The sequence below is a fragment of the Proteus vulgaris genome (assembly GCF_023100685.1).
Taxonomy (GTDB): Bacteria; Pseudomonadota; Gammaproteobacteria; order Enterobacterales; family Enterobacteriaceae; genus Proteus.
Genome location: NZ_CP090064.1, coordinates 2,853,344 through 2,865,521, shown reverse-complemented (window position 1 = coordinate 2,865,521; position 12,178 = coordinate 2,853,344). Strand labels below are relative to the sequence as shown.

The following is a 12,178-nucleotide window of genomic DNA, read 5'->3' as shown; positions in this document are numbered from 1 at the left end:
CTAATGCTTAATCGCGAATTATTCTAATTCCGCCATTAATTTTACCAGTGCTTCAACGGCTTGCTTTTCGTCTTCGCCTTCAGCAGAGATAGTCACTACAGTACCTTGGGTCAAACCTAAGGTTTGTAATTTGAAAAGGCTCTTAGCACTAGCAGATTTACCACTAGAGATAAGGGTGATATCAGAAGAGAACGTTTTGGCTTCTTTTACAAATTGTGCCGCAGGACGAGTATGTAAGCCGTTTGGTGCTGTAATAGTAACTTCTTGCTGGTACATAGGATTTTTTTCCTTTTATAACTCAATTGTTCACATTAAGTCAGGACTTAGTAAGTGTAGATGAAATTGTCCTGCTTTGCGTAGCTATATCAGATAATATTAAGTCGTAAAGCGTCATCTGATAAAAATAGTGTTCAGGAAAATAAAAGAGGGTGATTTTATCATCTCGGTTATTTTCTGATTAATTTCGACCTTCGAAATAATTAATTGATTAAATACTAAACTCGAAGGAATAAATCACCTGTCTGGATGACAAAGTTTGATCTCTACCACAAAAAAAGCACCTTTAAGGTGCTTTTTTAATAAATATTTTACAATTGAGATGATGCGATTTAGCTATCAGAAATGTCAGCAAAAAGTGGTGTGCTTAAATAACGTTCACCTGAAGAAGGTAAAATTACCACAATTTCTTTGTTTGCAAATTCGGGTTCTTTTGACAGTTTTACGGCGGCTGCAATCGCTGCTCCAGAAGAAATCCCCGCTAAAATACCTTCTTTGGTCATTAATTCTCGCGCAGTATCAAAAGCTTCTTCGTTGGTGATCTGAATAACGCGATCCAGTAATGATAAATCTAGGTTTTCAGGGATAAAACCAGCACCAATACCTTGGATTTTATGAGGACCTGGTTTAATCTCTTCACCAGCTAAGGCTTGTGTAATAACAGGGGAACCAGTTGGTTCAACCGCAACCATTGTTACTGCTTTACCTTGAGTCTTTTTCAAGTAACGACCAATACCCGTAATAGTACCGCCTGTGCCAACACCTGCAATTACAGCACCGACTTCACCATCAGTGTCGTTCCAAATTTCAGGGCCTGTGGTTTTTTCATGAATTTCAGGGTTAGCTGGATTACTAAATTGTTGTAGTAGGAGATAACGGCTAGGATCGCTATCACGAATTTCATTGGCTTTATCGATAGCCCCTTTCATGCCTTTCGCGCCATCAGTTAGCACTAAGTTGGCGCCTAATGCTTTGAGTAGTTTTCGGCGTTCAACGCTCATGGTGTCAGGCATGGTTAGCGTCAATTTGTATCCGCGTGCAGCTGCAACATAGGCAAGTGCAATCCCTGTATTACCACTTGTCGGCTCTACAAGTTCAACACCTTCTTTTAGGATACCTTTCTTTTCAGCATCCCAAATCATGTTGGCACCGATACGGCATTTCACACTAAAGCTTGGGTTACGAGATTCCACTTTAGCTAGAATGTTTCCATTTCCGAAATGCTTTAAGCGAATTAAGGGAGTGTGTCCAATAGTTTGCGAGTTGTCTTCGAAAATCTTGCTCATTTTTATCCTCGGTACATGATTTTTTATAAGGTCAGATGAAATTACCATACGCCATCAAGACAAAGATGGAAATAAGCTTTATGAATAACCTTATAACTTTTTCTTCTTTTTATTCCAAAAGGTTCTAATCAAGAGTGAGTGAGAAGATTCACAAATTAATAAATCAAGAGATGTGCAGTATATTGATGGCTGATAATCTATTTTTAACTACGTTTATTGTAAATACAGGGGTCATAATGGAAACTATTGAAGAGTTGATTAGCGCACTGGAACTCGCTGTACCTGAATTAGACGCGCAAGCTTTGCGTGAAAATTTACCTGAGTCTGATGCTCAAGAAGATGTACTTAATTGGCTATACGAATCACTCTCTGCTCAAGGATTAATGGATTATGTGGAATGGACAGAATATTTTGGTGATATTCCTGATTTGAAATCCTTAGAACAAATTTCTTTGTCTGAATCACCTAGCGCATTGATTTTATCTCAAGTTGAAAATATTGATTGGGATGAGGTGAGTGTTGATCCTTATATGTTGCCTTATGAATTACCTTATCTGGAATATATTAACCACTTTTTGACAGAAAAAGGGTTACGGTTAGTGGATCTCACACCGTTTGAAAATGCGTATATTTTCTGTATTCGAGACGATGAAGAGCTGATTGAAAAATTAGATGGTGCTTTAAATATCTTTGAAATGGGCATCAATGAACGTGAGCCGATGGATAGAGAAGAAACGAAAGATTATATTCGTTCACTCATTGAGTAATATGTTCAATTGCTAAATAAACACAATTAGCATTTTAAATATAACCTATAAAATAAAACCCCGTTTTAATAAAACGGGGTTTTTCAACATGATCGATAAGCGACGAGATAATGCTTACCACTGCCCTTGTTGTGTATGTTGTTTGCGATAACGATCGCACCACATTGCTGTTGCACCACAAATAGCGACAGGCATGATGACTAAATTTAGAATAGGGATCATGGTAAAAATATTAATAATCATACCAAATTGAAGATTATTCCATTTGTCCTGTTTGAGTGAGGATTTCATCGCTGCAAATGAAATTTTATGGTTATCAAATGGGAAGTCATTATATTGAATTGCCATCATCCAAGCACCAAAAGCAAACCATAAAATAGGAGCAACAGTTTGTCCGACAACAGGGATAAAATAAAGTAATAACAAGACAATAGCTCGAGGTAAATAATAAGCTATTTTGGTTAATTCACGTTTTAGAATACGTGGAATATCTTTTAATATACCCGTAACTCCCGTATCTGGTGGTGCAATACCGGTTATTTGACCTTCTAATTTTTCAGCCAACAGACCATTAAAAGGAGAGGCAATAATATTAGCTAAGGTGCTAAAGAAATAAGTGAACACCAATAAAATAAAAATAACGGATAATGGCCAAATTAAATAGCTTAGCCATTGTAACCAATCAGGGACTTTTTCCATCATCCAATTGACCATATCGCCAATTTGACCATATAACCACCAAAAGGCACTTCCGAGAATAATAATATTGGCAAGTAACGGCAAGATAACAAAACGTTTTAGCCCTTTGCGTGTAATTAAACGCCAACCAAGAGCAAAATAATGAAATCCATTTAAATTTTTATTCGTTTCTGTCAAATTTGTCATACTTCCTATTCTCTCCAATGAGGGCAAGCTAGTATCATATAGGGAGATAATCAGCCTTACTAGTCATGAATTGTCTAAAAAATGCGCATAAGAGATTGAAGTGTGTATCTTTGTGACAAGAAAATTAAGTATTGGCTTGCACTTATGAGCATTGGCAAATACTCTTAGTAAAAAGTAATATTCGCCAACGTGGCTATTAAACCTCAAGACAACAGAGATAGAAATGATGCAGCAAAATTTGCGTCTGATATTAATCGTTGTTGGTGCGATTTTAATCATAGCTTTGTTATTACACGGCTTATGGATTGGTCGAAAAGAGCGTTCTAAGCTTTTCCGTAATCGCCCAGTAAAACGTCAGAAACAGAATTATCAGTCAGATGAGAACGATGACGAACCACAATATGCTGAGACTAGTCATCAGACATCAACTTTATCCTCTACTGAAAAGCGGGAGAGTGAGCTACCGATAAAATCGGAGTCTCTACATGAACCTGAATTTTCGGTGGCAGATAGAGATCCATTAATGTCTGAGAACCAAGCAAAAGGGCATTCTAATGAAACATCACTACAACAAGAGCCAAGCCTTGGAGTATTTGATGTTATTGAAAAAGAATCTGCACCTGTTGTTAGGGATGAGCCAAGACAAGCTCCAGTGGTCAATGTAGCGGGTGAAATAAAATCACACGTTAATGCAAGCTCATCGGTGAGCTCAGAGCCTTCGATTTCAGAGACAACGGCTCATGTGACTCCTGCTGAAACTGAATCTTCGCATCATGCTCCGGCTGAAGAGCCAAAAACGGGATCTGCGCCAGTTGTAGAACCTGTAGAAGAAGCAGAGAAAGAGCTGGTTATTGTCTTAAACGTAAGTGCGCACCATGGTCAAATGTTGGATGGTGAAATATTGATGCAAAGTATTATTCAAGCTGGATTCCAGTTTGGAGAAATGAATATTTTCCATCGTCATCTAAATCCAACGGCTAATGGTCCTGTTTTGTTTAGCTTAGCCAACATGGTGAAGCCGGGAACCTTTGATATAGATACCATGGCTGAATTAACCACACCAGGTGTCTCTATGTTTATGATGGTGCCATCTTATGGTGATGCTAACCAAAACTTTAAATTGATGTTGCTTGCAGCTCAACGTATTGCATCTGATGTGGGAGGAGTTGTACTTGATGATGAGCGCAAACTCTTAACACCACAAAAAATCGAGCTTTATAAATCTAGAATTCGCAGGACGCTGGATTTAAATCAATAGTTTCTATCTGTAAAAAAGCCCCCGCTTGCGGGGGTTTTTCTTCTTTGGTGATAAATCATGAATAAAAATACTCAACAAAAAATTGATAAACTTCGCGTTACCTTACGTCACCATGAATATCTTTATCATGTCATGGACGCGCCTGAAATACCTGATGCTGAATACGACCGCTTAATGAATGAGCTAAAAGCATTAGAAGCCCAACATCCTGAATTAATTACCTCGGATTCACCTACACAACGTGTTGGTGCATTACCACTCACTGCATTTGAGCAAGTGAGACATGAAATTCCAATGTTGTCTTTAGATAATGCTTTTGATGAAACCAGTTATCAGGCATTTGATAAGCGTTTGCGAGATCGTTTAAAAAATAGTGAAGAAATCACTTTTTGCTGTGAATTAAAACTTGATGGACTTGCAGTTAGCTTACTTTATGAAAATGGAGTTTTAGTACAAGCTGCAACGCGAGGGGATGGTACAACAGGAGAGAACATCACTGAAAACGTAAGAACCATTAAAGCTATTCCATTGCGTTTATATGGTGAAAATATTCCTGCACGTATTGAGATCCGTGGTGAAGTCTTTATGAATGAAAAAGGCTTTGAATATTTAAACGAAGAAGCTCGTCGCACAGGGGGAAAAGTATTTGCTAACCCTCGTAACGCAGCTGCGGGATCTTTACGACAACTTGATCCGCGTATCACAGCGAAACGCCCATTAACCTTTTTCTGTTATGGCGTTGGTGTACTCGAAGGTGGTGAGTTACCTACAAGCCACTATGCCCGTTTACAACTATTTAAAGAATGGGGATTACCTGTCAGTGATGCAGTAAAACTGTGTACTGGTAGTAAAGCCGTTCTTGAGTTTTATCATCATGTAGAAGAAATTCGCCCTAACTTAGGCTTTGATATCGATGGTGTCGTTATTAAGGTGGATGATATTGCGCTGCAAGAAGAGCTGGGTTTTGTCTCAAGGGCACCACGTTGGGCTATTGCTTATAAGTTCCAAGCTCAAGAGCAAATGACGATTATCAAAGATGTTGAATTCCAAGTAGGGCGTACTGGTGCAATTACCCCGGTTGCCCGTTTAGAGCCTGTGCAAGTTGCTGGTGTTGTCGTGAGTAATGCTACATTACACAATGCTGATGAAATCGAACGCTTGGGATTGCGTATTGGCGATACTGTGGTTATTCGTCGTGCGGGTGATGTTATTCCTCAGGTTGTTAGTGTGATTGAAGAGAAACGTCCTGCTGATGCACAAGAGATTATTTTTCCAACGCAATGCCCAATTTGCCAATCTGATATAGAGCGTATTGAAGGCGAAGCGGTAGCGCGTTGTACTGGGGGATTAATTTGTGGTGCACAACGTAAAGAAGCGCTTAAGCATTTTGTTTCTCGTCGTGCGATGGATGTTGATGGTATGGGCGATAAAATTATCGACCAATTGGTTGAAAAAGAGTATGTCAAAACACCAGCAGATCTTTTTCGTTTAGATGAGAAAATCTTGTCTGGTTTAGAGCGAATGGGTGAAAAATCAGCAAAAAAATTAATTGCTGCATTAGATAAATCAAAATCAACAACATTTGCGCGTTTTATTTATGCTCTTGGAATTAGAGAAGTTGGTGAAGCAACGGCAAGTGGATTAACCGCTCATTTTTCTACGCTTGAAGCATTACGAAATGCAGATGTTGAAGCACTAAAATCAGTCCCAGATGTGGGAGATATTGTGGCTAAGCACGTTGTGAATTTCTTCCAAGAAGAACACAATAAAATGGTTATTGATCAGCTAATTAATGACGCAGGCATTACATGGCAAGCACCAGTAATAGTCACTCATGAAGCGGGTGATAATCCTTTTGCTGGTAAAACCGTAGTGTTAACAGGCTCACTATCACAATTAACACGCGATGAAGCAAAAGATAGATTAGTGGCTTTAGGGGCAAAAGTGAGTGGAAGTGTCTCTAAAAAAACTGATATGGTGATTGCAGGTGAAGCGGCAGGTTCTAAGTTAGTGAAAGCTAACGAGTTAGGGATAGACGTTATTGATGAAGATGAAATGATAAGATTACTTGATCAATCTAAATAATCACTCTATTATTTAGTAAATGCTACTGAGAAACGCTCTCAGTAGCATTTTTCACTTAAGTGAAATTTACATTTAATGTTTCTTTAGTAACTTATAAAGTGTGATCAACCTATCTTATTTAATAAATAGTGTGTATGCGGTTTCATGATATTGTGACAATAGTCACATCCTAATGTTACGCGTTACATAAAATGCTCCTCAAGATTTATTTTTATTTTTGGAGCATGCATGTCTTCTATCATTCACTTCGTTTTAGCACTCGCCGTTATTGGCGCATTAGCATTCATTGCGAGTAATAATCGCAAAGGGATCCGTCTGCGTTATATCGTGCAGTTATTAGTTATTGAAATCGCATTAGCATGGTTCTTCCTCAACTCTGATGTTGGTGAAGGTTTTGTTCGTGGTTTTGCTGGATTATTTGATCACTTATTAGGTTACGCTGCCCAAGGTACTGAATTTGTATTCGGTGGCATGATGAAAGGTGGTTTAGCATTCTTCTTCCTGAATGTATTATGTCCAATTATCTTTATTTCTGCATTAATTGGTATTCTTCAACATATCAAAGTATTACCTTTCGTGATCCGCATTATCGGTACTGTGCTTTCTAAAGTGAATGGTATGGGGAAACTGGAATCATTCAACGCAGTTAGCTCATTAGTTCTTGGTCAATCAGAGAACTTTATTGCCTATAAAGATGTTTTAGGCAAAATGTCTCAGCGTCGTATGTACACCATGGCTGCAACAGCAATGTCGACAGTATCAATGTCAATTGTTGGTGCATACATGACAATGTTAGATCCAAAATACGTTGTTGCTGCTCTAGTACTGAATATGTTCAGTACCTTTATCGTCCTTTCTGTGATTAACCCATATTCTGTTGAGAATGAAGAAGATATTCAAATGGGTAATCTTCATGAAGGTCAAAGCTTCTTTGAAATGTTAGGGGAATACATTCTAGCTGGTTTCAAAGTTGCATTAATCGTAGCTGCAATGCTGATTGGTTTCATTGCTTTAATTGCTGCAGTGAATGCAATTTTCAGCATGATTTTTGGTATTAGCTTCCAAGATTGCTTAGGTTACGTTTTCTATCCATTAGCATGGGTAATTGGTGTACCAGAACAAGATGCATTACGTGTTGGTAGTGTGATGGCAACGAAATTAGTGTCTAACGAATTCGTTGCAATGGGTAGCTTACAAGATATCGCAGCCGATATTTCACCACGCTCAGTGGGTATTTTATCAGTATTCTTAGTTTCATTTGCTAACTTCTCTTCAATCGGAATTGTAGCAGGTGCGATTAAAGGTCTAAATGAAATGCAAGGTAACGTTGTTTCTCGTTTCGGTCTGAAATTACTGTTCGGTTCTACATTAGTGAGCTTCTTATCAGCGGCTATCGCAGGTTTGTTTGTTTAATCGCTCAAGATAAAACAGATAGCATGTGAATAAAATAACAATGTAAACCACATTACTTGTTCATCAGGTAATAAAAAATCAAGCAGTACCTTCGGGTACTGCTTTTTTTATCTTTAAATTACCCTATAATTGATCCTTTCCTTCGATAACAACGGTATAGAATATGCTAGAAAAACAGCATCTTATTGATATAGCAAACACACAAATGCCATTTGGTAAGTACAAGGGGCGAATGTTGGTTGATTTACCTGAAGAGTATTTATTATGGTTTGCTAAGAAAGGAGAGTTCCCTGAAGGAAAACTAGGGCAACTCATGGAGATGACCCTTGCAATTAAAATTGAAGGCTTAGAAGGACTATTAAAGCCCTTAAAGCGGTGATATTAATTATTATCTAGACCTGATTTTTCAGGTGCTAATGCGTTAATAATTTTCTGACTTAATTCAATAAATAATGTTTGTTCTCCCAATGTCAAACACTCACTTATTTTTTCAGCATTTTGTTTACGACCTAATGCTGCTCTTGCTAAAAAAGCGTGGCCATCATCAGTTAAATGGGTAATAAACTCACGTTTATCTTTTTCTGAACGATACTGTGCAATAAATCCTAAGGTTTTTAACCCTCGCATAAACTTCGATAAATTTTGTCTTGAAATCGCTAACGAATGACTTAATTGGGATGGGGTTAAATCACCTCGTAAGCGCAATAATTCTAAAACATCATATTGACCCCAAGTGACTTGTTCTGGGGTATAACGAGTGCGTTGCGCGACTAATGTGCATTGTAATAATGATAATGCATTTTCTAATTCACATTTTTCCATAAATACGTCATCTCATGAATAATATTAACTAAAGTTAATTTTATCAGGTCATCCCGCGTGAAGAAACTTTATATTGATTAACTAAAGTTAATCAAATATCATGATGTATAGTTAACTTTAGTTAATTACCTTCCGATTGTACGATAAAACGAGATGTCATTGTTAATAGGTGAAATAAAAATGAAAGATTATTTTAAGGATAAAGTGATTTTAGTCACTGGTGCAAGTACAGGTGTAGGTGAAGGTATTGCACAATTGCTATTTCAACGTGGTGCGACGGTTTTCATTACCGGTAGGCATTTAGATCAAGTAATAAAAACAGCGTGTTCTATTGATATAACGGGTAAAAAAGTCATTGCTTTGCAGGCTGATATGACCTCACCTTCTCAGGTCGAAAAAATGATTGAGGCTGTTATGTCGCAAGCTGGAGCATTACATGGCTTAGTTAACAATGCAGGGATCACGGGGCCTCATAATACATCTATTGTGGATTATGAGATTGAAGATTGGAAAGCAGTAATCGATACCGATATTAATAGCGTATTTTATGGCTTGAAATATGGTATACCCGCAATATTAAAAAGTGGGGGAGGGAGTATTGTTAATCTTTCTTCATCTAATGGCGTTGTCGGTATTGCAGGTATTTCAGCATATACGGCAGCTAAACATGCCGTATTAGGGATCACTCGTTCAGCTGCACTTGAATTTGCAGATAAAGGAATAAGGATCAATGCAATAGGTCCTGGTTATGTCGATACACCAAGGATGCAAATGCTACCCAACGAAGTACGTGAATGGATGGCAGATACACACCCAATGAAACGTATGGCAACCAGAGAAGAAGTCGCTAAAACCGTTGCTTTTTTACTTTCAGATGAAAGTAGTTTCACAACAGGTGCATTTTATGCCGTTGATGGGGGTTACACTGCACAATAGAAATGAATAAGGAGTAGAAAACAAAAAATCCCGAAGATTTCTCTTCAGGATCTTGAAATTCTGGTGGAGCTAAACGGGATCGAACCGTTGACCTCTTGCATGCCATGCAAGCGCTCTCCCAACTGAGCTATAACCCCACATATTGGATTGTTCTAGAGTATATTGGTGGAGCTAAGCGGGATCGAACCGCTGACCTCTTGCATGCCATGCAAGCGCTCTCCCAACTGAGCTATAGCCCCAACATACTGGAACGGGCTTGATAATAGGCAACAAGCACAATACTGTCAATCAGTTAATCTCACATTATTTGTTGATTGCTGAAAAAGAATACAAAAAAAAGATACATTCCGTAATTTAGGAATGTATCTCTCTTAGTCAGCAAGTTTAATGTGTAAATTAAGCTTGATTTTCTCTTTCTGTAATAAAGTCTAATGCTTTATTAATACGCGCAATACTACGTGTTTTACCAATAGCATGAACAGTAACATCTAAGCCAGGAGATTGGCCTGCACCCGTTACAGCAACACGTAATGGCATACCAACTTTACCCATACCGATTTCTAATTCATCAGCGGTATCTTGAATAGCTTGGTGAACATTTTCAGCAGTCCAATCAGTAATAGCAGATAATTTATCACGAACCACTTCTAATGGTTGGCGAGCGACTGGGCGTAAATGTTTTTTCGCAGCTGTTTCTTCAAAGGTTTCGAAATCAATATAGAAGTAATGACAACTTTCAGCCATTTCTTTTAATGTTTTACAGCGTTCACCTAATAATTTGATCAGCTCAACTAATGATGGACCATTGCTGGTATCAATATTTTGTTGTTTGATATGCCAATCTAAATGAACAGCGACTTTTTCTGCTGGCAACGTATTGATGTAATGATGATTTAACCAAAGTAATTTATCAGTATTAAATGCACTGGCTGATTTGCTGATAGCTTCTAAAGTGAAGTGCTCAATCATTTCATCAATAGTAAAGATCTCTTGGTCACCATGAGACCAGCCTAAACGTACTAAGTAGTTTAATAGTGCTTCTGGCAAATAGCCGTCATCGCGGTATTGCATCACACTTACAGCATTATAACGTTTAGACAGTTTTTTACCGTCATCACCTAAGATCATTGATACGTGAGCATATTCAGGTACAGGTGCACCCAATGCTTTGAGAATATTGATTTGGCGAGGAGTGTTATTGATATGATCTTCACCACGGATCACGTGAGTAATTTCCATATCCCAGTCATCAATAACAACACAGAAGTTATAAGTTGGAGAGCCATCAGTACGACGAATAATGAGGTCATCCAATTCTTGGTTGCTAAATTCAATCGGGCCACGGATTTTATCATCAAAAATCACAGAGCCTTCTTGTGGGTTTAAGAAACGCACAACATGGGGTTCATCAGCACTGTGATTATGATTACCACCACGGCAACAACCATCGTAACGAGGTTTTTCACCTTTCGCCATTTGATCTTCGCGTAACTGTTCTAAACGTTCTTTAGAGCAGTAGCAACGGTACGCAGTGCCCGCAGATAACATCTGATCGATAACTTGGTTATAGCGATCGAAGCGTTTAGTCTGATAATAAGGACCTTCATCCCAATTCAGATTTAACCAATTCATACCGTCCATGATTGCATCGATGGCTGGCTGAGTAGAACGTTCTAAGTCGGTGTCTTCAATACGCAGTACAAACTCGCCCTTATTGTGACGGCTATATAACCAGGAATAAAGTGCGGTGCGCGCACCACCAACATGTAGATAGCCAGTAGGACTTGGTGCAAAACGGGTTTTTATTTTACTCATTGGGATTGCCTTAGTACGTCTTACTTATATAGATAAGTAATCGTGATTATCAAAAAAACGAAATGGTTGCCTTATTTTATCACTGGATGCTAATTCCTCAATGACATTAAGCTTTTAACAGAGATAAAAATTTCAAATTGATGATGTTTTGTTTGACGAAGGCTACTCATAAGATTATTTTGGTTAATTGCTGTGTCACTTATGGTGCTAAAAAAAGCATCTTGACTAAAAATAAAACGAACAGTCATTTTCACGATAAAAATCTGATAAAAATCGTTGACTCATAGCGCAGTATCCCTATAATGCACCCCATCACGACGGGCGGTTAGCTCAGTTGGTAGAGCATCTCCCTTACAAGGAGGAGGTCGTTGGTTCGAGCCCAATACCGCCCACCATTATTTTCGTTGTGATACGTTGTATGATTTGATGTAATTGGGCGGTTAGCTCAGTTGGTAGAGCATCTCCCTTACAAGGAGGAGGTCGTTGGTTCGAGCCCAATACCGCCCACCAATTACATTAAAGCGTGGTAGTGAGAATTTAGTCATCATGAAGTGGGCGGTTAGCTCAGTTGGTAGAGCATCTCCCTTACAAGGAGGAGGTCGTTGGTTCGAGCCCAATACCGCCCACCACTTCAT

Annotated in this window: 11 protein-coding genes and 5 tRNA genes; 9 read left to right on the top strand and 7 right to left on the bottom strand. The window is 38.5% G+C overall.

What is annotated here, in order from left to right:
* Positions 1 to 18 precede the first annotated feature (18 nt).
* On the bottom strand, positions 19 to 276 hold the full coding sequence (gene ptsH / locus LW139_RS13875; protein ID WP_006533407.1) for a phosphocarrier protein Hpr: 258 nt from the start codon (positions 274 to 276) through the stop codon (positions 19 to 21).
* A gap of 332 nt (positions 277 to 608) precedes the next feature.
* Positions 609 to 1,562 (bottom strand): cysteine synthase A, encoded by a 954-nt coding sequence (gene cysK, locus LW139_RS13870; protein ID WP_109407302.1) that lies wholly within the window; start codon positions 1,560 to 1,562, stop codon positions 609 to 611.
* A 236-nt stretch (positions 1,563 to 1,798) separates the two neighbouring features.
* Here cysK and LW139_RS13865 point away from each other — a divergent pair, with 236 nt between their 5' ends.
* Positions 1,799 to 2,329, top strand: a complete 531-nt coding sequence (locus LW139_RS13865; RefSeq protein WP_109407301.1) for a hypothetical protein — start codon at positions 1,799 to 1,801, stop codon at positions 2,327 to 2,329.
* A 114-nt stretch (positions 2,330 to 2,443) separates the two neighbouring features.
* Here LW139_RS13865 and cysZ read toward each other — a convergent pair whose 3' ends face one another.
* On the bottom strand, positions 2,444 to 3,214 hold the full coding sequence (gene cysZ, locus LW139_RS13860; protein ID WP_210812930.1) for a sulfate transporter CysZ: 771 nt from the start codon (positions 3,212 to 3,214) through the stop codon (positions 2,444 to 2,446).
* Positions 3,215 to 3,437: 223 nt separating this feature from the next.
* Here cysZ and zipA point away from each other — a divergent pair, with 223 nt between their 5' ends.
* From zipA to LW139_RS13840, 4 genes are all read left to right on the top strand, one after another.
* Positions 3,438 to 4,472 carry a cell division protein ZipA gene (zipA, locus tag LW139_RS13855; RefSeq protein ID WP_432652188.1) on the top strand — a complete coding sequence of 345 codons (1,035 nt, stop codon included), beginning with the start codon at positions 3,438 to 3,440 and terminating at the stop codon, positions 4,470 to 4,472.
* A gap of 57 nt (positions 4,473 to 4,529) precedes the next feature.
* The gene (ligA, locus tag LW139_RS13850) at positions 4,530 to 6,557 is read left to right on the top strand and encodes an NAD-dependent DNA ligase LigA (protein WP_247850086.1); all 2,028 of its coding nucleotides are present in this window, start codon (positions 4,530 to 4,532) and stop codon (positions 6,555 to 6,557) included.
* Between the two features lie 228 nt (positions 6,558 to 6,785).
* On the top strand, positions 6,786 to 7,970 hold the full coding sequence (locus LW139_RS13845; protein ID WP_036935465.1) for a NupC/NupG family nucleoside CNT transporter: 1,185 nt from the start codon (positions 6,786 to 6,788) through the stop codon (positions 7,968 to 7,970).
* Positions 7,971 to 8,133: 163 nt separating this feature from the next.
* Positions 8,134 to 8,349 carry a DUF3820 family protein gene (locus LW139_RS13840; RefSeq protein ID WP_023581656.1) on the top strand — a complete coding sequence of 72 codons (216 nt, stop codon included), beginning with the start codon at positions 8,134 to 8,136 and terminating at the stop codon, positions 8,347 to 8,349.
* Positions 8,350 to 8,351: 2 nt separating this feature from the next.
* Here LW139_RS13840 and LW139_RS13835 read toward each other — a convergent pair whose 3' ends face one another.
* On the bottom strand, positions 8,352 to 8,792 hold the full coding sequence (locus tag LW139_RS13835; protein WP_166540764.1) for a MarR family winged helix-turn-helix transcriptional regulator: 441 nt from the start codon (positions 8,790 to 8,792) through the stop codon (positions 8,352 to 8,354).
* Between the two features lie 180 nt (positions 8,793 to 8,972).
* Between LW139_RS13835 and LW139_RS13830 the strand changes: the two genes are divergently transcribed.
* Complete coding sequence (locus LW139_RS13830) at positions 8,973 to 9,728, top strand: SDR family NAD(P)-dependent oxidoreductase (protein WP_166540763.1); 756 nt, start codon at positions 8,973 to 8,975, stop codon at positions 9,726 to 9,728.
* A gap of 61 nt (positions 9,729 to 9,789) precedes the next feature.
* Here the strand turns inward: LW139_RS13830 and LW139_RS13825 are convergent.
* From LW139_RS13825 to gltX, 3 genes are all read right to left on the bottom strand, one after another.
* Positions 9,790 to 9,865 (bottom strand) — tRNA-Ala (locus LW139_RS13825).
* A 26-nt stretch (positions 9,866 to 9,891) separates the two neighbouring features.
* Positions 9,892 to 9,967: transfer RNA gene (locus tag LW139_RS13820), tRNA-Ala, on the bottom strand.
* A 157-nt stretch (positions 9,968 to 10,124) separates the two neighbouring features.
* Entirely contained in the window at positions 10,125 to 11,543 is a 1,419-nt protein-coding gene (gltX, locus tag LW139_RS13815) for a glutamate--tRNA ligase (RefSeq protein WP_166540762.1), read from the bottom strand.
* A 319-nt stretch (positions 11,544 to 11,862) separates the two neighbouring features.
* Between gltX and LW139_RS13810 the strand changes: the two genes are divergently transcribed.
* The 3 genes from LW139_RS13810 (at position 11,863) to LW139_RS13800 (ending at position 12,172) form a co-directional block, all read left to right on the top strand.
* Positions 11,863 to 11,938 (top strand) — tRNA-Val (locus LW139_RS13810).
* A 39-nt stretch (positions 11,939 to 11,977) separates the two neighbouring features.
* Positions 11,978 to 12,053: transfer RNA gene (locus tag LW139_RS13805), tRNA-Val, on the top strand.
* A 43-nt stretch (positions 12,054 to 12,096) separates the two neighbouring features.
* Positions 12,097 to 12,172: transfer RNA gene (locus LW139_RS13800), tRNA-Val, on the top strand.
* The last annotated feature ends 6 nt before the right edge of the window (positions 12,173 to 12,178 follow it).